The organism is Streptomyces sp. NPDC086787 (genome assembly GCF_044745865.1).
GTDB lineage: Bacteria > Actinomycetota > Actinomycetes > Streptomycetales > Streptomycetaceae > Streptomyces.
The window spans coordinates 228,059-250,756 of the sequence record NZ_JBIVBC010000011.1 but is presented as its reverse complement, the minus strand read 5'-3'; the positions used below and the strand labels follow the sequence as shown (position 1 = coordinate 250,756).

The following is a 22,698-nucleotide window of genomic DNA, read 5'->3' as shown; positions in this document are numbered from 1 at the left end:
CGTGCAACAACGGTCACTCAAGGACCAGGCCGCCATGTGCAGTGCCGGGTAGCGAACCTGGTCCAGGAATGACGCGCGCCGCCGAAACCTGATCAAGGGGTCGGCCCGGTGGTGCACGTACCCGCGCCGCGCCGGCCACCGGAAAGTGGCCAGGCGTGTTTCATGGTGTGTTCCTCTCGCCGCCGGGCTCAGCTGCCCGGCAACAGCACGGGCTTGATGGTCGTGCCTGCCGCCGAGTCCCGCTCGGCGTCGTTGATCGCGCTGAGTGGATAGGTCCGCACGAGCCGGTCGAAGGGGAAGCGACCCTGCTGCCACAGTTCCAGCAGCTTCGGCATGAAGAGCTGGGGCACGGCGTCACCCTCCAGGATTCCCCTCACGTTCTTGCCCTGTGCCAGGGCGGCGGGGGGAAGGGTCAGAGGCCGTGACGGGACGCCGACCAAGCCGACGGTGCCCGTGGGCCTCAGGGCCTCGATGGCCGTGTTGATGACGTCGGGGATCCCGGTGGTGTCCAGGGCGTACTGGCTTCCTCCCCGGGTGAGTTTGCGCAGCTGCGCCACGATGTCGTCGTCGCCGCCGTGCACCGTGGCGGTGGCGCCGAGTTCACGGGCCAGGGACAGCCGGCTCTCGTGCAGGTCCACTGCCACGATCGTGGTGGCCCCGGCGACGCGGGCGGCCATGATCGCGGACAGCCCCACCCCGCCTGCTCCGAAGACGACGATGCTGGAGCCTGCCCCAACCTGCAGGGAGAGGAGGACCGAACCGGCGCCCGTTTGGATCCCGCAGCCCAGCGGGCCGAGCAGTTCCAGCGGCAGGTCCTTGTCCACCTCGACGATGTTGCGTGCGGTGGCCAGCGCATGGGTCGCGAACGACGACTGACCGAACCAGCGGGCCGCCACGGGGTGTCCGTGGTGGTCGGTGGCCGGGCCGGCGGCGTCGAGGCCGGAGCCGGTGAGGTTGAGGCGGAAGAAGTTCTCGCAGTACGCCGGTTGTCCGCCAAGGCAGTTCTGGCACGCTCCGCAGGAGTCGAAGGAGAGCACGACGTGAGCGCCAGGGGCGATTCCGGTGACACCGGGGCCCACTTCCTCCACTGTCCCGGAGCCTTCATGTCCCGTGATGACGGGCGGCTGGGCCATGAACCCGGGCGTCCTCGGCAGCATGTCCGTGTGGCAGAACCCCGCCCCCACGATCCGTACCAGCACCTGGCCGGGTCCGGGAGGCGCCAGCTCGACCGGCTCGATGGCGTAGGGGTCGCTCGCCCCGCGCAACACCGCGGCTTCAATCTTCATCCGAATCTCCTTCATCTGATGTCATGCGCGGTGCGGGAAACGTGACTGTGCACGGCCCGCTTCGACGACATGCACGTCCTTTTTCTGCCGTCTCCGGGGTGTCTTGCGCGCGATCGCCGCCCGGTGGTTGATATCTGGGTTGTCAACCACCGGGCTCCGTGGTCAGCCGTCGTGGGGGCAGGTAGCGCTGCTGACAGCCCGTCCGGTTCTGGTCTGGTGGATGGCCGCGTTCACGGCCTCTCTCGGGTCGCAGGTCCCGGGGGCCCGGTTGCCGGCCGTGCCACCTGTTCTGCTTCGAGGCTGTGATCATCGGCTCGGTCAGTGTCCGATGCACATCCGGTTGGTCGCTCGGATGCGGTTTTCGCGTATGGCGATCAGTACGGTGATCGAGCGGTCGCGAGCCGGGGAAGGTCGGAGCTGACGCTCTCTCAGGCCAGCGGTTTTGCGAGTATGGCTTTGCGGTGGCTGAAGGTCTCGATGGAGTGGTGGCCGTGGTAGCTGCCCATGCCGCTCTCGCCGACGCCGCCGAAAGGCAGGTCCAGGACCATGACGTGGGCCACGGGCAGGCCGTAGCCGAGGCCGCCGGAGGTGGTTTCGGCGGCGAAGCGGCGCCGGGTGTCGTCGGACTCGGTGAACACGTACAGGGCGAGCGGCTTGTCGCGGTCGTTGACGAAGTCGATCGCCTCGTCGAGGCCGGTGACGGTGACGATCGGCAGGATGGGGCCGAAGATCTCCTCCTGCATGACCGGGGAGGTGGGGTCGACGTCGGCCAGGACGGTCGGGGCGATGAACTTGCTCGTCCGGTCACTGCCGCCTCCCACGACCACGCGGCCGGAGCCGAGCAGGCCGGTGAGACGGTCGAAGTGCCGCTCGTTGACGATCCGTCCGTACTCCCCGGACGTCGCGGGATCGGTGCCGTACAGATTCTCGATGGCGCGGATGAGGGCGGGTTCGAGGGCGGCGGCGGTCTGCGGGTCGGTGAGCACGTAGTCCGGAGCGATGCAGGTCTGCCCGGCGTTCAGGAACTTGCCGCGGGCCAGGCGGTCTGCGACCACGTCGAGATCGGTGTCGCGGTCGACGAAGACCGGGGACTTGCCGCCCAGTTCCAGGGTGACGGGGGTGAGGTGTTCGGCGGCGGCCCGCATGACGATCCGGCCGACCATGCCGTTGCCGGTGTAGAAGATGTGGTCGAAGTGCTCGGTCAGGAGTGCCGTGGTCTCGGGGATTCCGCCCTCGATGACGGCCACCGCTTCGGTGTCGAGGTATGCCGGCAGCAGCCTGGCCAGCGCTGCGGAAGTGGCCGGAGCCAGCTCGCTCGGTTTGGCCACGATCGCGTTGCCGGAAGCCAGCGCGCCGACCATCGGAGCGAGCAGCAGCCCGGCCGGGTAGTTCCACGGGGCGATGATCAGTACGACCCCCAGCGGGTCGTACTGCGTCCAGGCCGTTGCGTCCGGCCCCAGCTGCGGCGGGACCGCTGCGGACTCGGGAGCCAGCCACGCCTGAAGGTGGTCGAGCGTGTGGTCGATCTCCCGCAGAGTGAAATCGATCTCCGTGCGGTACGCCTCGCTGGAAGGCTTGGCGAGGTCGGCGTGAAGAGCCGCGGCCAGGTCTGCGCCGCCCTCGATGAGCATTTCCCGCAGCCCGCGCAACTGTGCCGTGCGCCATTCAAGGGACTTGGTACGGCCGGTGCGGAAGGTGGCACGCAGCCGCGCCACGATGTCGGTCGGTGACTCGGAGCAGGAGTGATTCACGGGGAGACCTCGCTGATAGTGCGGCGCGACCGGCGCGGGTCACGCACGGGGGTGGGTTCGGGTTCGTTCGGTGTTCACCGCCGCAGAGCAGTGCTCACCCCTTCGATCGACCCATCACAGTGCGTCGTTCGATGTGGCCAACCTTCTGCCGGGGAGCTGTCCGCTTTCCAGAGCTGACTGGGGCGAGGACCGTCCATTCCTGTCCACTCGCGGTCGCCGCCGATGTCGCCACGCCGTGTGAATCGGTGGGCTGCGGGAGTTCGCTGTCTCTCCGGGGAAACCAGCGCCGGCCGACGGCTGACAGGTCCTTGGGGCTCTTCCGGATGTTGGGGCTTGCGAGACGTTGATCCGCCTGAAGGTAGATCCCAGCCCTTCGTGGAGCCGGCCTGCGCGGGTCGGTGTCCCTCCCGGAGCCGGTAAGCCGCCCTGCTTACTTTCTTGTCGGCCGGCTCGTCCGAGCTGTCCTCGACGCCCCGAAGTGGCGCTGGATGGGCATCAGCCACGCCAACGCGGCGCTGACTGACTGTCATCCGCTACGCGCCCGGCGCCCCGTCGGTTTTCCTCTTCAACGACATCGGCCACCTCCCCGCCGAGCTCCGCTGGACCGGCTTCCCGCAGGAGCTCCACGTCCGAGGCTCGCACCAACACTGCCTGAGGCACCACGGATCAGACCTGGTGGTCGTCACGCGCTCGTCGTCGCTGTCGCCACTGACGTCGACTGCTCAGGGGGCGCGGCCGCCCCCGCCCGCTGTCACATACCAGCTCGTCAGGTTCTTGTGACAGAGCGTGAATGGCGGGACCGGAGTGGACATGAGCGGACCTGAGCGGACAGCAGTCGGTCGTATTTGCTCTGGAAAGTGGACGGTGTCCCGTCAGAGTCTCGGTCACGCCGAACGACGCACCGTACTGGCGGTCGATCGCAGGGCCGGGCGAGCACTCCCGGCACGACGAAGCGCGGATCTGTGCTTCAGGTGAATCCGAGACGTTGGAGAAGGAAGACCATGGCAACGATCACACCGGCCGCCGTGCGGGCCCACGCGAAGCCGAAGGGCGTGCCCGAGCACGAAGGCGACCAGGGGCACGCGCCCATGACGCACCGGCAGATCATGAAGGCGCTCTCGGGCCTGCTGCTGGGCCTGTTCGCCGCGCTCCTCTCCTCGACGATCGTCACCAACGCACTGCCGACGATCATCAAGGACCTCGGCGGCGGCCAGTCCGCGTACACCTGGGTCGTCACGGCGGCGCTGCTCTCCCTGACCGCGTCCGTCCCGATCTGGGGCAAGCTCGCCGACCTGATGAGCAAGAAGGCGCTGGTCCATATGTCCCTGGTCATCTACGTCATCGGCTCGGTCATCGCCGGTCTGGCGCAGAGCCCGGCGATGCTGATCGGCGCCCGTGTGGTGCAGGGGCTGGGCGCGGGCGGTCTCACGGCCCTGGTCCAGGTGATCATGGCTGCGATGATCTCCCCGCGTGAGCGCGGCCGTTACTCCGGCTACAACGGTGCCACCTTCGCCATCGCCACCGCCGGCGGCCCGCTGCTCGGCGGTGTCATCACCGACACCGACTGGCTCGGCTGGCGCTACTGCCTCTTCGTCGGCATCCCGTTCGCGCTGATCGCACTGGTCGTCCTGCAGAAGACGCTCCGTCTGCCCGTCGCCAAGCGGAAGGTCAAGGTCGACTGGACCGGCGCGTTCCTCATCACCGCGGCCGCCTCGCTGCTGCTGATCTGGGTGACCTTCGCCGACGACAAGTACCAGTGGCTGTCCTGGCAGACCTACACCATGGTCGGCGGCACCGTCCTGCTCGCCCTGCTGTTCGTCTTCGTTGAGACCCGGGCCGCCGAACCGGTCATCCCGCTGCGCCTGTTCCGCAACCGCACCATCTCGCTGGCCTCGCTGGCCTCACTGTTCGTCGGTGTCGGCATGTACTGCGGCACGGTCTTCTTCTCCCAGTACTTCCAGCTCGCCCGCGACGAGTCGCCGACCATGTCCGGCGTCATGACCATCCCGATGATCGCCGGTATGTTCGTCTCCTCCACGGTCTCCGGCCGGTTCATCACCGCCACCGGCCGCTGGAAGGCCTGGCTCGTCTCGGGAGGCGTCTTCCTCACCGCGGGCATGTCCCTGCTCGGCCTGATGCGCTACGACACCCCCTACTGGGAGCTGGCCACCTACATGGCGCTCCTGGGCATCGGCGTCGGCATGATGATGCAGAACCTCGTCCTGTCCGCCCAGAACCAGGTCGGCCCGGCGGACCTGGGCGCCGCCTCCTCCGTGATCAGCTTCTTCCGCTCGCTCGGCGGCGCGGTCGGCGTCGGCGTGCTCGGCTCGCTGATGTCCACCCGCATCACCCACTACGCCACCGACACCATCGGCGACCTGACCCCGAAGGCACAGGCCGCGGCCGCCCACGCGACCGGCAGCGGCTCACTGCCCGACATGAACCTGCTGCCCGCCCCGGTCCGCACCTGGCTGGAGAGCGCCTACGGCCACGGCATCGCCGACGTCTTCCTCTACGCCGCCCCCTCCGCACTCCTCGCCTTCCTGCTCTGCCTCTTCATCGAGGAGGCCCCGCTGCGGACGTCCGTCGGGCTGGCCCAGCCCGACGAGAAGCAGGCCGCGTGACCCGTGCCGCCCGGTCATGTTGACAGACGGGTGCACGCCCGACTCCTCGCAGGCCGCCTGCCCCTCGGCGTCCGACCACCACCGCACACGGTGGTGTCGGACGCCGAGGGGCAGGCGGCTCGGCATTGAGCCTGCCACCGAGGGCGAGAAGCCGAGCCGCGTCGCGAGGTCGCGCGGAATGATTCCGTCCGGTCCTGTCGGCGGCGCCTGGCTCTGTTCACGAGATGTCACGCACACAACCAGGCCCGTTATCGTTCCGTGATGCCTCGGTCATGTGATCACCACATGGAAATCTCAATCTGATCCGTGGCTGTCGCAGTGGGCGAAGCAGGCTGTGACGTGCGGGAGACATCCGAGTGACAACCGAACAGGGAAACGCCATGCCACCCACCGGACGCCGTAGGGCTTTCGACGGAACGTCACGGGAGCACGCCGTCGCATCAGCGACTCAGACCCCGGTGGGCGACGGACGTCATCGCGCCCGGAAAGCGGGCGGCAACCGTGGCCGGACGCTGGTCGTCGGGGCGCTCGCCGGTCTCGGCGTGCTCGGGGCCGGTTACGTGTTCGTCCACTCGGGCGAAACCCGGACCTCAGGCACCAGTTTGGGCCTCGCGAGCGGGCACTCCGGGCACTCCGCGCACTCCGACGACGCCCCGGACAACTCGTCGGGCCGCAGCGGTTCCTCCGGCCACATCATGACCCCGGTGGTGCACCAGCCACCGCAGCAGCTGCCTGGACTCGGCCCCGGCATGCTGGCCCGAATACCGGCGGACACCCGGCAGGCCGTAGTGGTCACGGGGGTGGGCAAGGACTCCCCGGACTCCCGTCTCGTGCTCTATCGCCGTACCGCCGACGGCTGGCAGGCCCAGGTGTCCTGGGCGGCGCACAACGCCAGGAACGGCTGGACCACCGACCACCACCTGAACGACCTGCGCTCGCCCGTCGGGGTGTACACGCTGACCGACGCGGGTGGCCGGATGCCGGACCCCGGAAGCAAGTTGCCCTACGCCCGGAACCGCTCCGCCTTCGCGGTCGGGGGCACCGGGTTCAGGGGCGAGTCCCTCGCGGGTTCCTTCAACTACGTCGTGGCCATCAACTACAACCGCCACACCGGCGTCCCGCCCTACGACTGGGCGCGGCCCGAGGGAGCGGGCAAGGGTGGCGGCATCTGGATCCACGTCGACCACGGTGGCCCCACCCACGCCTGCGTCTCCATCGCCCAGGAGCACATGAAGACGCTCCTGCGCACCCTCGATCCGAGCCTGCACCCGATCATCGTCATGGGGGACAACGCCTCGCTCGCCGAGTAGTGACTGCCCTCGGGTGGTCTGGTCGATGTTCGACACCCCTCGTTTTCCAGAGCAGGGATCGAGTGATGTTGCACCACCTCACGCGACAACTCTTGTGTGCAGGTGGGTTCATGACGGCAAATCACCTCTCCGACGATCACCGTCGATGGCCTTTGAGGTCGGGCCCTGGCCGCTGCTCCGGCGGAGTGACTGCGACGGTGGCACTCGGCACGGCTGACTGTCCGGGCGTTGCGGGACAGTCGATGATGTCCCGCGTGCGCCGTGCTTCGAGCGGAGGAGAGGGTGACTTCAGGTCGCCGCCGGACTCACCGAGGCCGAGGTGTGCGCGGTGCCGGGCACCCATTGGGTGTTGTTGCGGCCGAGCGAGGGGAAGGTTGCCTCGTCGCCGGCGGCCAGGGCGGGGGCGGCCTGGGACACCACCGGCAGGCCGGCGGGGGCGGACACTGGCAGCAGGCCGTCACCGCATCACGGCCCGCTGCGGGGACCAGTTCGGCGACCTCGCCGGGAAGGCACAGCCGCAGACAAGCAGGTGCAGGCGGCAGTCGATAGGACCAAGTGGGGACGGAGCCGCAGCACGCCCCTACCAACTGCCGGCGATGTGTTTCGCGTAAGGCACTCGTGCCGGTCCGTATGCGTACGGTGGGCTCGATGTGGTGTCGTCCGGCTGGCCGGGGGGTCTCGGCAGGGGGTCGCTGTAGTGGTGGGCGGCGATCCGGGCATCGTGTTGCGCGTTGAGCAAGTGGATCAGGCACATCCCGATGCCGGTCGCGAGGATGAGCACCGCGGTGAGAACGAGGGTCTGCATGAATCTCACCTCCGGGTGTTTCCGGGCAGGGGGTGGGCGGGTCGGCCCATCGGCGTCCCGAAGGGGGACATGCAGGCTCCGCCGTCGTTCTCCCAGGCGGCTTCCCGGCGCAGGGTGTCGCGGATGCGGCGCTCGATGACGGCTTCGTCGGCCATCAGCGCGTCGGCGGTGAGGATGCTCCCGGGGATCGCTGCGGCGGCCATCAGGCGGGCTGCGGCGGCGGGTTCGGTTTCGGGCGGGATCACCAGCAGGTCCCAGCGGCCGACGGTGTAGGAGAGCAGGATCAGCTTGTCGGGGTGTTGTTCGGTGAACCAGCCCACATGCACGGTGTGCCCGGCTACCGGCACCTTGCGTGGGATGACGGGCCAGCGGGTGGGGTTCACGGTGACGCGTGTGATGCGTCCCCAGGCTTTGTCGAGTGCGGCTGCGAGCGGCGGAAGCTCGGCCTCCAGCTCGCGCGAGTAGGGCCACCAGGCACCGTCGAACTGGCCGTCGGGGGTGGTCCTCGGGGTGAGGGACAAGCGTGTCGGGGGCTCCACGTCGATCTCTCGCGGCATGGTCCGGTCAAGGGTGGTGGTCATGGTGCGGACCTGCCCCCGGGCTGTCCGTCGGCAGCCCGGTTTTTTTCGTGATCGCCGGAAACGACACCCGCGTGGAAGCCGGTGTACGAAGTGCTTCCGGTACTTTCACTATACGCCCTTTCAGCGTCCTTTGACCGTCTTGACCTGGTACTTTCCGGCGGCCCGGTTGCCCTGCGGCCAGGGCGGCCGTTCACGCGGGACATCGAAACCGGACTTCCTGCGCCGACTGCCCGATACGCCTCGATCGACGCGACCTCGAAGTCCGGCCTCCCGGACGTGGCATCCTCTGGGCGGCTTCGGAGTCGCAGCTGGTTTACGAACCGGAGGAGTCCGCCCGCCGGGAGCGGCTCCGCAGCAGGAGTGCCGTGGCCGCCGCTGCCGCGAGGGCCGCTCCGCCCGCCGTCCACGCGATCAACTCGGTTTGGCCCGTCTTCTGTTGGGCGGTGCAGGTCTTTCCCGGTGGGGCGGGGGCGACGCGCAGCCGTGCCCACAGCTTGTTGGGGAGTTTCTCGGTGGTGTTGCGCCGGTAGACGGCGTAGAGGCCCGGCTTGGCGTCGCAGGTGATGGTTGTGGTGCCGGTCAGGACGACCTTCTCGCCGCGCAGGACGGGGTGGTCGGTGAAGGCGCGGGAGGTGAGGGTGATCTCGCCGTCCGCTCCCTCGTCGTCGTTGTCGTTGATCGTGATGCGGCTGCCGGCGCGGAAGGTGCGTACGTCCCACTCGGACTGGGGCCAGGAGTCGCTCGGGCCCAGCGTTCCTCCTGGGCGGGCGGAGGGAGCTTGCTCACCTTGTCGCGGCAGGCGCGGCGGGCCGCGTCGTCGGCCGGTGCGACGCGAAGCCGTGCCCAGCGGCGCGGGTGCTCTTCGGGACCCACGGTGCCGGCGCTGCGCAGCAGGACCGGGTAGACGCCCGGTCGGGCGTCGCAGGCGATGACGACGGTGGTGGTGACCAGCGGGTCCATCATCCGGAACTTTCCGTCCGCGGTGAACACGGAGGATCTGACGCTGTCGCCGTATCCGATCTGGTACCGCCGGGCGTTGACGGTCAGGATGTCACCGGGCTGCACCGCTCTTGTGCTGCCGTGCACGAGCGTGGCTGGCGGGGGCGAGTCCGTGGCCGCGGCCGAGGCCGGTCCAGCCGCCAGGAGGGGCAGCAGGAGTAACGGGGCCGTGCACGCGGGCCACATCTACCTGGCCACCGTCCTGGCCCGGCGCTCGACATTCCGCGACCTGCACCTGGCCCAGGTGGACGCCTGCAGTTGTCTGGCCGACGCACTGCGCGGGCAGCTCTCGGCCCGCCCCGACAGCTCACGGCGGTGCGGCCGAGCCGTCGGCCGCAGGACGTCGGGAACCGTGTGGCCACCCATGGCGGCGACATGGACCCCGATCTGTACGAGATGGATCCGATCGCCTTCGAGAACCTGGTTGCCGAGCTGTTCCGGGCCATGGGGATGCAGGCGGTCACCACCCAGCGCTCCAGCGACGGCGGTGTGGACGTCGACGCACTGGACCCGACGCCGATCCGCGGCGGGAAGATCGTCGTACAGGTGAAGCGCTACCGCAACACGGTGCCGCCCACCGCCGTGCGTGACTTGTACGGAACCGTGCAGGATGCCGGCGCCAACAAGGGCGTCCTGGTGACGACGTCGGGGTTCGGCCCCGGCTCACGCACCTTCGCCAACGGCAAACCCCTGGAACTGATTCCAGGACCGGAGCTGGTCGACCTACTGCACCGTCACGGACTGCGTGGGCGGCTGGGCGAAGCGAACCGCCCGGTCGCGGCGCGAACGGCACCGCGGGCCCCGGAGACGCGGTTGCCCGCCGACTACAACATTCTGGGCATGTCGTGGACCGGTGGCGTCGCGTTGGACGTGTGCGCTCTGGTCTGCCACGGCAACCGCGTCCTCAGCGACGACCACTTCGTCTTCTTCAACAACCAGCAGACACCCGACGGCACGGTGCGAGCGCTTCCCCCCACCGCACCCGACAAGGCCGCGATCTGTGTGGCCTTCGACGGCCTGCCCGAAGCCGCCGACCGTTTCGTGCTCGTGGCCGCAGTCGACCCGGAGACCAATCCGGACGCGGACCTCTCGGGCTTCACGGACGCGGGTATCCGGCTCCTCGACCCGCAGATGACCGAACTGGGGCGGCTCGACGTCTCCGACGGCCGGCCCGGCGAGACCGCCCTGGTACTCGGCTCCTTCCGCAGAAGGTCCAACGGCGACTGGGACTTCGTCCTCGGCGGCAAGGGCTACCGGGGCGGCCTGGAGGAACTCGTCGTCGACTACGGCGTGGACGTGGAGTAGAGCGTCGGCGGGCGGCGCGATCGTGCCCGCGCGTGCGGTCACGGCTTGCGATCGGCCACCGGATACGGAACGAACGTGGTCGCGTTCTGGTCGATCAGCAGTTCACGGCCGAGCGGGGGCGTGGCGCGCTGGGGGCAGTGGAGGCGTTCGCAGACGCGGCAGCCCATCCCGATGGGGGTGGCGGCGGACGGGCTGGTCAGGTCGAGACCGTCGGCGTAGACGAGACGGTGGGCGTGGCGGATCTCGCAGCCGAGGCCGATGGCGAAGGTCTTGCCGGGTTCGCCCCAGCCACCACGATGCCGGGTGATGGCGCGGGCGGTCCACATGTAGCGCTGTCCGTCGGGCATTTCGGCGACCTGGACATGGATCCGGCCGGGTGCGGCGAAGGCCTCGTAGACGTTCCACAGCGGGCAGGTGCCGCCCGCCCGGGAGAAGTGGAAACCGGTCGCGGACTGACGCTTGGACATGTTGCCGGCGCGGTCGACCCGGACGAAGGAGAATGGCACGCCCCGCAGGCCGGAGCGTTGGAGGGTGCTCAGACGGTGGCAGACGGTTTCGTAGCCGAGGCCGTAGCGGTCGGTGAGGCGCTCGATGTCGTAGCGGACCTCTTCGGCCGCCGTGCGGAAGGCGGTGTACGGGAGGATCAGCGCTGCGGCGAAGTAGTTGGCGATGCCGATGCGGGCCAGTGCGTGGGTGGGGGTGCCGGCCGGGAAGTCCTCGGCGGCCAGGCGGTCGAGTTCGTCGCCGTATTCGAGCAGGGCGAGCTGGGTGGCCATACGGAAGGCGCGCTGGCCGGGGCGCAGCCGGGTGGACAGGTGGAGGGTGCGGGTCGGTTCGTCGTAGTGGTGCAGCTGGTCACCGGACTCGGCGTGCGCACCGGATGCGCCGGTAAGCCGGATGTCGTGGCGGTCGGTGAGACGGGCGGTGAGGACCCGTAGGACGTCGCCGGGGCGGATGCCGATCTCCCGGGCCAGTTCCTCGGCGGCGAGATCGGTGTCGTGGAGGTAGTTCTGGCGACGGTAGAAGAAGTCCCGGATCTCCTCGTGGGGTGAGCGCGGCGAGACGGGGTCCGTGTCGCGGGCGTCCGTGGCGCCGGCGAGGCGTTCGGCCAGCAGATGGTTGCGGCGGCCGAGGTCGAGCAGCACCTGGGCGACGCCGGGCATCCGGGAGGCAAGCTCCGCGAGGTCGGACGGGGTCACCCGGGCCGCGCTGATCTCCGCCGCGAGGGCTTCGCGCAGGTCGGCGACGAGGCGGCCGGTGTCGCGTTCGGAGAAGAAGCCCGGGTCGACACCGAACGCCTCGGTCAGCCGCAGCAGGACGGGCACGGTGAGCGGGCGGGAGTCGTGCTCCATCTGGTTCAGATAGCTGGGCGAGATCGCCAGGACCCGGGCCAGTTCGGCCTGGCTCATGGCGCGCTCCTCGCGCAGGCGCCTCAGCCGCGCCCCCGCGTACGTCTTGCTCACCGCGTTTCTCCCCATCCGGTCCGGGATGCGGTCAGCGTACGCGCTGGAGGCCTTCGCGCGCCCTTCGCAAACTTGGCAAATGGCCGGTCGAAGATTCGCAGAAGTTGGCATTGATCCACGGTTGATGGCACTCAGTGCCAGTGCCAGAGTCTGAGTGCGGCTCGCCGAACCCGGCGACCACCACCCGGAACCGGGGCGCGATTCATGCCCTGACGTCGGAGATCCCGGCGAGGGTGGAGGTTCTCACCGGCAGCATTGCTCAGCCGCCGCATGGCGGTACGGCGGGCCGCATCCAGCTTCACGACACGAAGTGCCACCCCTGTCCGTCCGGGCCGGGAACTTGGCAGACACAACAGACCGAGAAGACGGTGACAGTCATGGCAGAGGCGAGGACGCAGGCGGCCGAGGAACTCGCGCGGCGCTGGGCCACCGACCCGAGGTGGCAGGGCATCGAGCGCACCCACGGCGCCGAGGACGTCGTACGGCTCTCCGGCAGCATCCGCGAGGAGCACACCCTGGCCCGGCGTGGCGCCGAACGGCTGTGGCGGCAGCTGCACGAGCTGGACTACGTCCACGCGCTCGGCGCGCTGACCGGCGGCCAGGCCGTCCAGCAGGTGAAGGCGGGACTCCAGGCCATCTACCTGTCCGGCTGGCAGGTCGCCGCCGACGCCAACCAGGCCGGGCACACCTACCCCGACCAGAGCCTCTACCCGGCCAACTCCGTGCCGCAGGTAGTGCGCCGGATCAACAACGCGCTGCTGCGCGCCGACCAGATCGCCACCGCCGAGGACGCCGGCGACACCACCGACTGGCTCGCGCCGATCGTCGCGGACGCGGAGGCCGGGTTCGGCGGTCCGCTGAACGCCTTCGAGCTGACCAGGGGAATGATCGCGGCGGGCGCGGCCGGCATCCACTACGAGGACCAGCTCGCCTCCGAGAAGAAGTGCGGCCATCTCGGCGGCAAGGTGCTCGTGCCCACCTCCCAGCACATCCGCACCCTGAACGCGGCCCGCCTCGCCGCCGACATCGCCGACGTCCCCACCGTGATCATCGCCCGCACCGACGCCCTCGCCGCCAACCTGCTCACCAGTGACGTGGACGAGCGGGACGCCGAGTTCGTCACCGGGGAGCGGACGGCCGAGGGCTTCTACCGGGTCCGGGGCGGCATGGCCCCGGTCATCGCCCGCGGGCTCGCCTACGCCCCGTACGCCGACCTGATCTGGGTCGAGACCGGCACGCCCGACCTGGCCCAGGCCCGCGAGTTCGCCGAGGCGATCCACGCCCGGTACCCGGACCAGATGCTCGCCTACAACTGCTCGCCCTCCTTCAACTGGAAGGCGGCCCTGGACGACGACCAGATCGCCAAGTTCCAGCGCGAACTCGGCGCCATGGGCTACAAGTTCCAGTTCATCACCCTGGCCGGCTTCCACTCCCTCAACCACGGCATGTTCGACCTCGCCCGCGGCTACGCCGAGCACGGCATGACCGCCTACGTCGACCTCCAGGAGAAGGAGTTCGCCGCCCAGGCCCACGGCTTCACCGCCGTCAGGCACCAGCGCGAGGTCGGCACCGGCTACTTCGACCTGGTCTCCACCGCCGTCAACCCGGCGTCCTCCACCACCGCCCTGTCCGGCTCCACGGAGGAGGAGCAGTTCCACTAGGGCGTGCCGGCCCCCGCGAGGCAGGCGGGAATTGTCAGACACGCCTTAGGTCCAGCCCGCCCGTCGCCCCCGGCCCCTGAGTGAGCGGGGCCGGGCGGCCGTCCCCGCCACCCGCTCCCCGTACAGGAGTCCTGGATGACCACCACCACCCTCGCCCAGCACATCCGCGTCCTGGCCTCGCCCGGCGACCGGCACGACGAGATCCTCACCCCCGCCGCCCTCGACTTCGTCGGCCGACTCGCCGCCGAGTTCGGCGAGCGCCGCGACGGCCTGCTGAAGGAACGCCGTCGGCAGGCGATCCGTCTCGCGGCCGGGTCCCCGCTCGACTTCCCCATGGTCACCTCCGCCGTCCGGGCGGATCCCACCTGGCGGGTCGCGCCGCCCGCGCCCGGTCTGACCGACCGCCGCGTGGAGATCACCGGGCCGCCCGAACGCCGTATGGCTGTCAACGCCCTCAACTCCGGCGCTCAGGTGTGGATGGCCGACTTCGAGGACGCCACCTCACCCACCTGGGACAACATCATCGGCGGCCAGCTCACCCTGCTCGACGCCATCGAGCGGCGCATCGACTTCACCATCGACGACGGCAGGGAGTACCGCCTCGGCGAACAGCTCGCCACCATCGTCGTACGGCCGCGCGGCTGGCACCTGGACGAGGAGCACCTGGAGTACGACGGCCGTCCCGTGCCCGCCGCCCTCGTCGACTTCGGCCTGTACTTCTTCCACTGCGCGCAGCGGCAGATCGACGCCGGGTACGGCCCGTACTTCTACCTCCCCAAGCTGGAGAACCGCTACGAGGCCCGGCTGTGGAACGACATCTTCGTCCGCGCCCAGGAACTGCTCGGCATCCCGAGCGGCACGGTCCGCGCCACCGTCCTCATCGAGACGATCACCGCCGCCTTCGAGATGGAGGAGATCCTCCACGAGCTGCGCGAGCACAGCGCGGGACTCAACGCGGGCCGCTGGGACTATCTGTTCAGCCTGATCAAGACCGTCGGCCACCGCACCGACTTCCTCCTCCCCGACCGCGCGAAGGTCACGATGACCGCCCCCTTCATGCGGGCCTACACCGAACTCCTCGTGCGCACCTGTCACCGGCGCGGAGCCCACGCCATCGGCGGCATGGCCGCCCAGGTGCCGGCCAAGGACCCGGTCGCGAACGAGGCGGTCCTCGCCACGGTGCGGCTGGACAAGGAGCGCGAGGCGGAGGACGGCTTCGACGGCTCCTGGGTCGCCCACCCGGGGCTGGTGCGCGTGTGCCGTGAGGTGTTCGACGGCGTGCTCGGCGACCGGCCTCACCAGCTGGACCGCGCCCGTGACGACGTCGAGGTGACGCCCTCGGACCTGCTGTCGGTGCGCCGGATCGGCGGGCCGCCCACCGACGAGGGCGTCCGGACGAACATCGCGGTGGCCCTCGGCTACTTCGACGCCTGGCTGCGCGGCCAGGGCGCGGTGGCGCTGAACGGTCTGATGGAGGACGCCGCCACGGCCGAGATCGCCCGCGTGCAGATCTGGCAGTGGCTGCGGCACCGGGTGATCGACCGCGAGACGGTCCTGCGCGTTCTCGACGAGGAGGTCACCGCTCTCGAAGCGGTCCGGCCCTGGGCGCCGGTCGAGGAGGCGCGAGAGCTGTTCGAGCGGACCGCGCTCGCCGGTGAACTGCCGCTCTTCTTCACCCCGGACGCCTACTCCCGTCGCCTCGTGCGGCGGACGGAGCGCCGGTCATGAGCGCCGGCATCGAGCGGGTGGGTGTCGTCGGCGGCGGACAGATGGGTGCCGGGATCGCCGAAGTGTGCGCGCTGGCCGGCCTGGACACCGTGGTCTGCGAGGCCGAGGCCACCGCCGCCCGCGCGGCGTGGGAACGGGTGACCCGCTCGCTCGACCGGGCCGTCCGGCGCGGCCGACTGGAGCCCGCCGCCGCCCAGGACGCCCTCGCCCGCCTCGTGTTCACCGGCGAACCGGACGACCTGGCCGACCGGCAGCTCGTCATCGAGGCCGTCACGGAGAACGCCGACGCGAAGACCGAGATCCTCGCCGCCCTCGACAAGATCGTCGAGGACCCGGCGGCGGTGCTGGCGACCAACACGTCCTCACTGCCCGTCATGCGCCTGGGCATGGCCACCGGCCGCGCCGACCGGGTCGTGGGCCTGCACTTCTTCAACCCCGTCCCGGTGCTGCCGCTGGTCGAGGTCGTGTCGTCCCTGCACACCGCGCCCGGGACCGTGTCCGCCGTGGAACGCTTCGCCACCGAGACCCTGGGCAAGAGGGTCATCCACTCCCGGGACCGCGCGGGCTTCGTCGTCAACGCCCTCCTCGTCCCCTACCTCCTCTCCGCGATCCGCATGGCCGAGTCCGGCTTCGCCACCGCCGAGGACATCGACACCGGCATGGAACTGGGCTGCGCCCACCCCATGGGGCCGCTGAGACTGGCCGACCTGATCGGCCTGGACACCGTCGCCTCGATCGCCGAATCACTCTACGAGGAGTTCCGTGAACCCCTCTACGCCCCTCCCCCGCTGCTCCAGCGCATGGTCGAGGCGGGGCTCCTGGGCCGCAAGACCGGCCGTGGGTTCCACGCGTACGCGCACCCCCCGTCACCCTCGTGGACCGACTCGCCGTCCGAATGATGGAGTTGACGCCTCGCAGCACCGGACAACCCCTTAGGCTGGCCGGTGCAGCTGGTTCGTCCCGTCCGCCAGGCGGGACGTCGCAAGAGGGAACCCGGTGGGAATCCGGGACTGCCCCGCAGCGGTGAGTGGGAACGACCGCCGTCATACGCACTGGGTCCACGGGATCCGGGAAGCGACGGCCAGTAGGTGTCTCGTACGACGGGGCGTGCCCGCGAGTCCGAAGACCTGCCCGTTGCCCGCGCGCGCACGATGCGCACGCGGATATCCCGGTGACCTCGTGGGCGGGTCGGCGTACATATCAGGCGGACGACCGCGCCGTGCCGCGCGGGACCGGGTCCGTCCGGTGCTGTCACGCTTCGCGTCCCCGTCCCGCCACCGGGATCTCAGGGAATCGTCTCGCGAAGGAGATCTCCGTGACCGCCAAGTCCGCAGCCGCGGCAGCACGGGCCACCGTGTACGGCTACCCCCGCCAGGGACAGAACCGGGAACTCAAGAAGGCCATCGAGGGCTACTGGAAGGGCCGCGTCACTGCGGACGCCCTCCGGGACACCGCGGCCGAACTGCGCCACGGCAACTGGCGGCAGCTCGCCGAGGCCGGCATCCACGAGGTGCCGACCGGTGACTTCTCGTACTACGACCACGTCCTCGACACCACGGTCATGGTCGGCGCGATCCCCGAGCGCCACCGCGCCGCCGTCGCCGCCGACGCCCTGGACGGCTACTTCGCCATGGCCCGCGGCGCCCAGGATGTCGCGCCGCTGGAGATGACCAAGTGGTTCGACACCAACTACCACTACCTGGTGCCCGAATTGGGACCGGACACGGCGTTCGCGGCCAACTCCTCCAAGCAGGTGGCCGAGTTGCGGGAGGCACTCGCCCTCGGCCTCACCGCCCGGCCGGTGCTCGTCGGCCCGGTCACCTATCTGCTGCTCGCCAAGTCCGCCCCGGGGGTGGCCGCGGACTTCGATCCGCTGACGCTGCTGGACCGTCTGCTGCCGGTGTACGCCGAGGTCCTGGCCGCCCTGCGCGCCGAAGGCGCGCAGTGGGTGCAGCTCGACGAACCCGCTCTGGTCCAGGACCGCACCCCGGCAGAGCTGAACGCCGCCGCGCGCGCCTACCGCGACCTCGGAGAACTCACCGACCGGCCGAAGCTGCTGGTCGCCTCGTACTTCGACCGGCTGGGCGAGGCCCTGCCGGTGCTCGCCAAGGCGCCGGTCGAGGGGATCGCCCTGGACTTCACGGGGCCCGCCGCGGCCAACCTGGACGCGCTCGCGGCCGTGGGCGGGCTGCCCGGCAGGCGGCTGGTCGCCGGTGTGGTCAACGGCCGCAACATCTGGGTCAATGACCTGGAGCGGTCCCTGTCCACGCTCGGCACCCTGCTGGGCCTGGCCGACCGGGTCGATGTGGCCGCCTCCTGCTCGCTGCTGCACGTGCCCCTCGACGCCACCGCGGAACGGGACATCGAGCCGCAGATCCTGCGCTGGCTCTCCTTCGCCCGGCAGAAGACGAGCGAGATCGTCACACTGGCGAAGGGGCTCGCCCAGGGCGCCGACACCATCACCGCCGAACTCGCCGCCAACCGCGCCGACCTGGCCTCCCGCGCCGGATCGCCGATCACCCACGACCCGGCGGTACGCGCCCGCGCCACCGCGGTCACCGACGCCGACGCCCGCCGCTCACAGTCGTACGCCGAACGGACCGCCGCCCAACGCGCGGCCCTGCGGCTGCCGTTGCTGCCGATCACGACCATCGGCTCCTTCCCGCAGACCGGCGAACTGCGTACCGCACGCGCCGACCTGCGGGCCGGGCGGATCGGCACCGTCGGCTACGAGGACCACGTCAGGACCGAGATCCAGGAGGTGATCGCCTTCCAGGAGAAGGCCGGCCTCGACGTCCTGGTGCACGGCGAGGCCGAACGCAACGACATGGTGCAGTACTTCGCCGAGCAGCTCACCGGCTGTCTCGCCACCCAGCACGGCTGGGTCCAGTCCTACGGCACCCGTTACGTCCGCCCGCCGATCCTCGCCGGGGACATCTCCCGGCCCGAGCCGATGACCGTACGCTGGACGACGTACGCCCAGTCCCTCACCGACCGTCCGGTCAAGGGCATGCTCACCGGTCCGGTCACCATGCTCGCCTGGTCCTTCGTACGCGACGACCAACCCCTCGCCGACACCGCCCGCCAAGTCGCCCTCGCCCTGCGCGACGAGGTCAACGACCTGGAGGAGGACGGCACTTCCGTCATCCAGGTGGACGAACCGGCGCTCCGCGAGACACTGCCCCTGCGGGCCGCGGACCGGCCCGCCTACCTGGACTGGGCGACGGAGGCCTTCCGGCTGTCCACCAGCGGCGTGCGTCCCGACACCCAGATCCACACCCACATGTGCTACGCCGAGTTCGGCGACATCGTCCAGGCCATCGACGACCTCGACGCCGACGTCATCAGCCTGGAGGCCGCCCGCTCACACATGCAGGTGGCTCGCGAACTAGCCGCCCACGGTTACCCCCGCGAGGCCGGACCCGGTGTCTACGACATCCACTCCCCGCGCGTACCCAGCACCGAGGAGGCCGCCGATCTGCTGCGCACCGCCCTCTCGGCCATCCCCGCCGAACGTCTCTGGGTCAACCCCGACTGCGGCCTGAAGACCCGCGGCTGGCCCGAGACCCGGGCCTCCCTGGAGAACCTGGTCGCCGCCGCCCACACGGTCCGGGGCGAGCTGCCCGCGTCCTGATCGCAAGGAGGCCGGGGCGCTCGCGCGCCCCGGCCCTCAAGAGTCCTCGGCCTTCAGGAATCCCCGGCCCTCAGGTGGCCTCGGCCTTTGCCGTCCCGGCGGCGGCGAACCGCACGGGTGCCCGGAACCTTGCCCGGCGTGCGGCGCGGCGGAAGGTCGTGAGCACCGCCGGACCGGCCAGCAGCACGCAGACGAAGTTGGTGAAAGATGTTCCAGTAGGCGCTGCCACCGCCGCTGACCTTCTTGATGGTGTCGACGGAGTAGTCGTCGAACGACGCGTGTCAGGTGCCGTCCCAGCCGAAGTGCCGCTTGCGCGCGGCGGAGTCGAGGGCGGCCGTCGGCGTCGGCACGGCGGAGGCGTTGGCGCCGCCGTTGGTGCCGTCGCATCTGTGCGCGCCGCCCGTGGCCGTGGTGACCTCATGACCGCGGGTTCTGATCCCTCCGCAGAGGAGGAGCCCGTCCGGCCCCTGGACCGTCAGGCTCACCCTGATGGGCGCGTTCGTGCCGGGCGCGCTCTGGGGCTGCGCGACGGTCGGGGCGGAGGCGAGGGCCAGGCCGAGGGCCGTCGCGGCGATCACGGTGCGGCTTGTGGAGCCACGGCTGGCGGAGGCACGGCTAGCGGACATACGGCTTGCGGACATACGGAGCACTTCTGGAGCCTTCCTGAGAGGGCGGTCCACGGCCCGTAGGCGAGCGAACGGACCGGCGGCCCTGGGCAGGCGCGGCTCCCGCCCCTCCGGGACGCTGAACGCACCGAACGGGGCCACACCCGGATCAGGCTCTCGGCTTCGCGCTGCAGACCATGACAGTGGGAAGCGGTTCCCGGCACGCGCCGGGTATCCCGACTCGCGGCCCGCCGGGGCCGCACACGGTTGCAGGTCAGCGCCGGACTCCCACCGGCTTCCCCCACGTCGCGCGCCTGTGCGGTTGTTGTGCCGCCCGCCGCGGCATGGCGGCCACGGCCGCCCGCTGAGTGCGAACGCCCTCATCCTAAGGCTGGTTGAACCTCGGAACCTGGGTAATGGCATGATGATGCCCATGAACACGTACCGAAAGGCCGATGCCGCGTAGACGGCCCGGCGCGCTGCGCGCCGAACAGTCCCCGCGTGACACGTGGCACCTGCCCGTACTCCGCATTCACGGCCTCTCCATCCGGACCAGTGCCGCGATAGACCGGGCGGAGAGACTCTCCGGCGACTATTTCGCCCACCCCGGCGCCACCGACCGCGCTCTGCGCCGGTACCGGGCGTTTCTGCGCGCACCGGGAAGGCGGCCCCTGTATCCGCGGGTCCCGCTGTGTGGTTGTCGTGGCTGTTCCTTCGACGACGTGCGGCACGCCCGCGACGTCCTGGACACGGTCCTCGGGTGGCTGCCGCTCCGCCCCCGTACCGAGCTCGCGCATCACGTGCGCGCCCTGGACTTCGAGTACCTGGGACGCACACTCCCGGACCCCTTCGCCGCTGACCGGCAGTGGCGCCCGGACCTGTGGTGGCGGCGGCGACTGGCCGACGGCCAGGAGGGCGGATGAGGAACGCCTGGCATCGAGGGGCTGGACGCGGTCCTGACGGGCCGTGAGACTGGACCGGACCGGACGCCACTGCTCCAGGACGGTGACCATGGACCAGCACCCGCCCCGTGTCGAACTCACCCCGAAGGCCGCCGATCTGGTGCGCAGACTGCACGCCGACCACGGTCCGCTGATGTTCCACCAGTCCGGCGGCTGCTGCGACGGCAGCGCGCCGATGTGCTACCCGGACGGCGAGTTCCGCACCGGTGACTCCGACGTACTGCTGGCCGAGCTGGAGGTCGAGGGTGTCGGCGAGCCCGTGACCTTCTGGATGTCCCGCAGTCAGTACGAGGCCTGGAGCCGCACCCGGCTCATCATCGACGTGGTGCCCGGCCGGGGCAGCGGCTTCTCGCTGGAGGCACCGGAGGGTGTTCGTTTCCTCACCCGTTCTCGGGTGATGGAAGGCGGGTAACCGCTCCGTGAGCGAAGCCGCGTCCTGATCCGCTTCCCCCGTGTCCCCCGAGTCGTTGGAGGGGTGACACGACATCGAGGGGACGGACATGACTCGTCATCAGAAGCGGTCGACGACCGGCAGAGCGGTCGTCACGGTTCTCACGTCGCTGGGCGTGCTGGCCGCCGCGGCCCTGACCGGGGCGGCACCGGCCGACGCCGCGCGGCGGGGCACCGTCCGGATCGCGCGGGGCGTCACCTACGGGCAGTTCGACATCAGGGCGGCCAAGGGTGTGGCGCACGCCCATGCGCTCTTCGTCGATCTGAGCGACCCGCATGTGCGGCTGGACCTGCTGTATCCGGGCACGGTGGCCGCCCGTGCGCCCCTCTCCCGGCTGGCCCGCTCGGCGGGCGCGGTCGCGGGTGTGAACGGCGACTTCTTCGACATCAGTGAGGCCCAGCATCCGGGCGTCGAGGTGACGGGCGCGAACGTGGGACCGGCGGTCGCGCACGGGCAGGTGCTCAAGTCCGCGGTGCCGGACGGACAGCGCTTCGGACCCGTGCCCCCGCCCGGCACGAACACCACGGACGTGTTCGGCGTGGGTGTCGACCGGCGGGCGCGCCTGGACCGGCTGTCCCTGCTCGGCTCCGTCGTGACGGCCGGCCGGCGGCGGCCGCTCGGCGGGCTCAACCAGTACGCCCTGCCGGTGGGTTCCGTGGGCGCGTTCACCTCGCGGTGGGGCGACGCCTCCCGGGTGCGTGCCACCTGCGGCACGGACAACGCCCGGGCGGCGCCGTGCAGCAGGGACACCTACGAGGTGACGGTCCGTCACGGCCGTGTCGTGTCCGCCTCCGGCACACCGGGCAGCGGCCCCATCGCCCGGGGAACCACCGTCCTGTTGGGCCGGGAGGCGGGTGCGCGATGGCTGCGGAGGCTGGTCCCGGGCCAGCGGGTGACCGTGCGGTCCCGGCTGGTGCCGTCCGCGTCCCGGATCGCGTACCGCTTCGCCCTGGGCGGCTCTCCGCTGCTGCGCGACGGACGTCCGCTGCCGGGCCTCGACGACGTCACCTCGGCGGTGCGCACCGCCGTGGGCTTCACGGCCGACGGGCGGCGGCTGACACTGCTGGTACTGGACGGCGCGCGCGCCCACCGCGGCGGCCTGACGGTCGCCGAAGTGGCCTCGCGGATGCGCGAACTGGGGTCGGCCTACGCGTTCGGCCTGGACGGCGGTGGCTCTTCGACCCTGGTCGGCCGCATGCCGGGGGCGCGCACCGTGACGGTGCGCAACCACCCGAGCGGTGGCGCCGAGCGCCCCGTTCCGAACGGCATCGGGATCTTCTCGGCACCCTGACCGGCCCACCCCGCGCCGGTCAGGGCCGCAGGCTGCTCACAAGGTCCGCGGTCGCGGTGAGCCCGCTGGAGATGGTGGGCGCCACATTGGTGCTGGCCATGTAGAAGCCCAGCAGCATGCAGACCAGAGCATGGGAGATCTTCAGTGCGCCGTTGCGCATGAAGATCACAGCCAGGATCAGGAGCAGCAACACCACAGAGATGGAAACGGCCATCGTGAACCTCCTCCGCCGCGCCGTTTCG

At 70.4% G+C, this 22,698-nt stretch carries 16 protein-coding genes, 5 pseudogenes and 2 riboswitches; of the genes and pseudogenes, 11 read left to right on the top strand and 10 right to left on the bottom strand.

Translation table 11 applies throughout. The annotated features are described in order from the left end of the window. Positions 1–188: 188 nt before the first annotated feature. Together ACIPK3_RS25060 and ACIPK3_RS25055 are read right to left on the bottom strand one after the other, a co-directional pair. Positions 189–1,286 (bottom strand): NAD(P)-dependent alcohol dehydrogenase, encoded by a 1,098-nt coding sequence (locus tag ACIPK3_RS25060; protein WP_402573022.1) that lies wholly within the window; start codon positions 1,284–1,286, stop codon positions 189–191. A 428-nt stretch (positions 1,287–1,714) separates the two neighbouring features. Further along, positions 1,715–3,037 (bottom strand): aldehyde dehydrogenase family protein, encoded by a 1,323-nt coding sequence (locus ACIPK3_RS25055; RefSeq protein ID WP_402573021.1) that lies wholly within the window; start codon positions 3,035–3,037, stop codon positions 1,715–1,717. A 434-nt stretch (positions 3,038–3,471) separates the two neighbouring features. Between ACIPK3_RS25055 and ACIPK3_RS25050 the strand changes: the two are divergent. The 3 genes and pseudogenes from ACIPK3_RS25050 to ACIPK3_RS25040 form a co-directional block, all read left to right on the top strand. Continuing rightward, positions 3,472–3,667: pseudogene (locus tag ACIPK3_RS25050) on the top strand (histidine phosphatase family protein); the annotation flags it as partial. Positions 3,668–4,038: 371 nt separating this feature from the next. Further along, positions 4,039–5,655 (top strand): annotated as a pseudogene (locus ACIPK3_RS25045) (MDR family MFS transporter); the annotation flags it as partial. 464 nt (positions 5,656–6,119) lie between these two features. Next, positions 6,120–6,971, top strand: a complete 852-nt coding sequence (locus ACIPK3_RS25040) for a L,D-transpeptidase family protein (protein ID WP_402573019.1) — start codon at positions 6,120–6,122, stop codon at positions 6,969–6,971. 288 nt (positions 6,972–7,259) lie between these two features. Here ACIPK3_RS25040 and ACIPK3_RS25035 read toward each other — a convergent pair whose 3' ends face one another. The 4 genes from ACIPK3_RS25035 to ACIPK3_RS25020 form a co-directional block, all read right to left on the bottom strand. Further along, a complete protein-coding gene (locus ACIPK3_RS25035) occupies positions 7,260–7,415 on the bottom strand; it encodes a hypothetical protein (protein ID WP_402573018.1) in 156 nt (51 codons plus the stop codon). Between the two features lie 136 nt (positions 7,416–7,551). Then, complete coding sequence (locus ACIPK3_RS25030) at positions 7,552–7,776, bottom strand: hypothetical protein (RefSeq protein WP_402573016.1); 225 nt, start codon at positions 7,774–7,776, stop codon at positions 7,552–7,554. A gap of 5 nt (positions 7,777–7,781) precedes the next feature. Further along, positions 7,782–8,357 carry a DUF5994 family protein gene (locus ACIPK3_RS25025; protein ID WP_402573015.1) on the bottom strand — a complete coding sequence of 192 codons (576 nt, stop codon included), beginning with the start codon at positions 8,355–8,357 and terminating at the stop codon, positions 7,782–7,784. 579 nt (positions 8,358–8,936) lie between these two features. Then, positions 8,937–9,422, bottom strand: coding sequence for a hypothetical protein (locus ACIPK3_RS25020; protein WP_402573013.1), 486 nt, complete (start codon positions 9,420–9,422; stop codon positions 8,937–8,939). A 112-nt stretch (positions 9,423–9,534) separates the two neighbouring features. Between ACIPK3_RS25020 and ACIPK3_RS25015 the strand changes: the two are divergent. Beyond that, positions 9,535–10,661: pseudogene (locus tag ACIPK3_RS25015) on the top strand (restriction endonuclease); the annotation flags it as partial. 38 nt (positions 10,662–10,699) lie between these two features. Here ACIPK3_RS25015 and ACIPK3_RS25010 read toward each other — a convergent pair. Next, positions 10,700–12,124 (bottom strand): short-chain fatty acyl-CoA regulator family protein, encoded by a 1,425-nt coding sequence (locus ACIPK3_RS25010; protein ID WP_402573012.1) that lies wholly within the window; start codon positions 12,122–12,124, stop codon positions 10,700–10,702. Positions 12,125–12,501: 377 nt separating this feature from the next. Between ACIPK3_RS25010 and aceA the strand changes: the two genes are divergently transcribed. The 4 genes from aceA to metE all read left to right on the top strand — a co-directional run bounded on the left by aceA (position 12,502) and on the right by metE (position 19,147). Beyond that, positions 12,502–13,785 (top strand): isocitrate lyase, encoded by a 1,284-nt coding sequence (aceA, locus tag ACIPK3_RS25005; RefSeq protein WP_402573011.1) that lies wholly within the window; start codon positions 12,502–12,504, stop codon positions 13,783–13,785. 135 nt (positions 13,786–13,920) lie between these two features. Continuing rightward, entirely contained in the window at positions 13,921–15,513 is a 1,593-nt protein-coding gene (gene aceB / locus ACIPK3_RS25000) for a malate synthase A (protein WP_402573010.1), read from the top strand. Continuing rightward, positions 15,510–16,412, top strand: coding sequence for a 3-hydroxybutyryl-CoA dehydrogenase (locus ACIPK3_RS24995; RefSeq protein ID WP_402573008.1), 903 nt, complete (start codon positions 15,510–15,512; stop codon positions 16,410–16,412). The genes aceB and ACIPK3_RS24995 overlap by 4 nt, the downstream gene beginning before the upstream one ends. Positions 16,413–16,496: 84 nt before the next feature. After that, positions 16,497–16,642, top strand: a riboswitch (cobalamin riboswitch). 186 nt (positions 16,643–16,828) lie between these two features. Then, positions 16,829–19,147 (top strand): 5-methyltetrahydropteroyltriglutamate--homocysteine S-methyltransferase, encoded by a 2,319-nt coding sequence (gene metE, locus ACIPK3_RS24990; RefSeq protein ID WP_402573006.1) that lies wholly within the window; start codon positions 16,829–16,831, stop codon positions 19,145–19,147. 70 nt (positions 19,148–19,217) lie between these two features. Here metE and ACIPK3_RS24985 read toward each other — a convergent pair. Together ACIPK3_RS24985 and ACIPK3_RS24980 are read right to left on the bottom strand one after the other, a co-directional pair. Then, positions 19,218–19,364: pseudogene (locus ACIPK3_RS24985) on the bottom strand (ECF transporter S component); the annotation flags it as partial. Continuing rightward, a pseudogene (locus ACIPK3_RS24980) lies at positions 19,354–19,773 on the bottom strand (DUF4430 domain-containing protein); the annotation flags it as partial. The pseudogenes ACIPK3_RS24980 and ACIPK3_RS24985, both read right to left, overlap by 11 nt. Before the next feature lie 208 nt (positions 19,774–19,981). Beyond that, a riboswitch (cobalamin riboswitch) is annotated at positions 19,982–20,054 on the bottom strand. Between the two features lie 153 nt (positions 20,055–20,207). On the opposite strand from ACIPK3_RS24980, the gene ACIPK3_RS24975 reads away from it, so the two are divergent. The 3 genes from ACIPK3_RS24975 (at position 20,208) to ACIPK3_RS24965 (ending at position 22,456) form a co-directional block, all read left to right on the top strand. Beyond that, positions 20,208–20,675 (top strand): hypothetical protein, encoded by a 468-nt coding sequence (locus ACIPK3_RS24975; RefSeq protein ID WP_402573004.1) that lies wholly within the window; start codon positions 20,208–20,210, stop codon positions 20,673–20,675. Between the two features lie 88 nt (positions 20,676–20,763). Beyond that, the gene (locus ACIPK3_RS24970) at positions 20,764–21,126 is read left to right on the top strand and encodes a DUF779 domain-containing protein (protein ID WP_402573003.1); all 363 of its coding nucleotides are present in this window, start codon (positions 20,764–20,766) and stop codon (positions 21,124–21,126) included. Positions 21,127–21,214: 88 nt separating this feature from the next. Beyond that, positions 21,215–22,456, top strand: coding sequence for a phosphodiester glycosidase family protein (locus ACIPK3_RS24965; protein WP_402573002.1), 1,242 nt, complete (start codon positions 21,215–21,217; stop codon positions 22,454–22,456). A 19-nt stretch (positions 22,457–22,475) separates the two neighbouring features. On the opposite strand, the gene ACIPK3_RS24960 is transcribed toward ACIPK3_RS24965, so the two are convergent. Then, on the bottom strand, positions 22,476–22,670 hold the full coding sequence (locus tag ACIPK3_RS24960) for a hypothetical protein (protein ID WP_402573001.1): 195 nt from the start codon (positions 22,668–22,670) through the stop codon (positions 22,476–22,478). Between the last annotated feature and the right edge of the window lie 28 nt (positions 22,671–22,698).

Coding starts and splice junctions, on each gene's coding strand:
- ACIPK3_RS25060 (WP_402573022.1), bottom strand. CDS start 1,286: ATGAAGATTGAAGCCGCGGTGTTGCGCGGGGCGAGCGACCCCTACGCC.
- ACIPK3_RS25025 (WP_402573015.1), bottom strand. CDS start 8,357: ATGACCACCACCCTTGACCGGACCATGCCGCGAGAGATCGACGTGGAG.
- ACIPK3_RS24975 (WP_402573004.1), top strand. CDS start 20,208: ATGCCGCGTAGACGGCCCGGCGCGCTGCGCGCCGAACAGTCCCCGCGT.
- ACIPK3_RS25030 (WP_402573016.1), bottom strand. CDS start 7,776: ATGCAGACCCTCGTTCTCACCGCGGTGCTCATCCTCGCGACCGGCATC.
- aceA (WP_402573011.1), top strand. CDS start 12,502: ATGGCAGAGGCGAGGACGCAGGCGGCCGAGGAACTCGCGCGGCGCTGG.
- ACIPK3_RS24970 (WP_402573003.1), top strand. CDS start 20,764: ATGGACCAGCACCCGCCCCGTGTCGAACTCACCCCGAAGGCCGCCGAT.
- ACIPK3_RS24960 (WP_402573001.1), bottom strand. CDS start 22,670: ATGGCCGTTTCCATCTCTGTGGTGTTGCTGCTCCTGATCCTGGCTGTG.
- ACIPK3_RS24995 (WP_402573008.1), top strand. CDS start 15,510: ATGAGCGCCGGCATCGAGCGGGTGGGTGTCGTCGGCGGCGGACAGATG.
- aceB (WP_402573010.1), top strand. CDS start 13,921: ATGACCACCACCACCCTCGCCCAGCACATCCGCGTCCTGGCCTCGCCC.
- ACIPK3_RS24965 (WP_402573002.1), top strand. CDS start 21,215: ATGACTCGTCATCAGAAGCGGTCGACGACCGGCAGAGCGGTCGTCACG.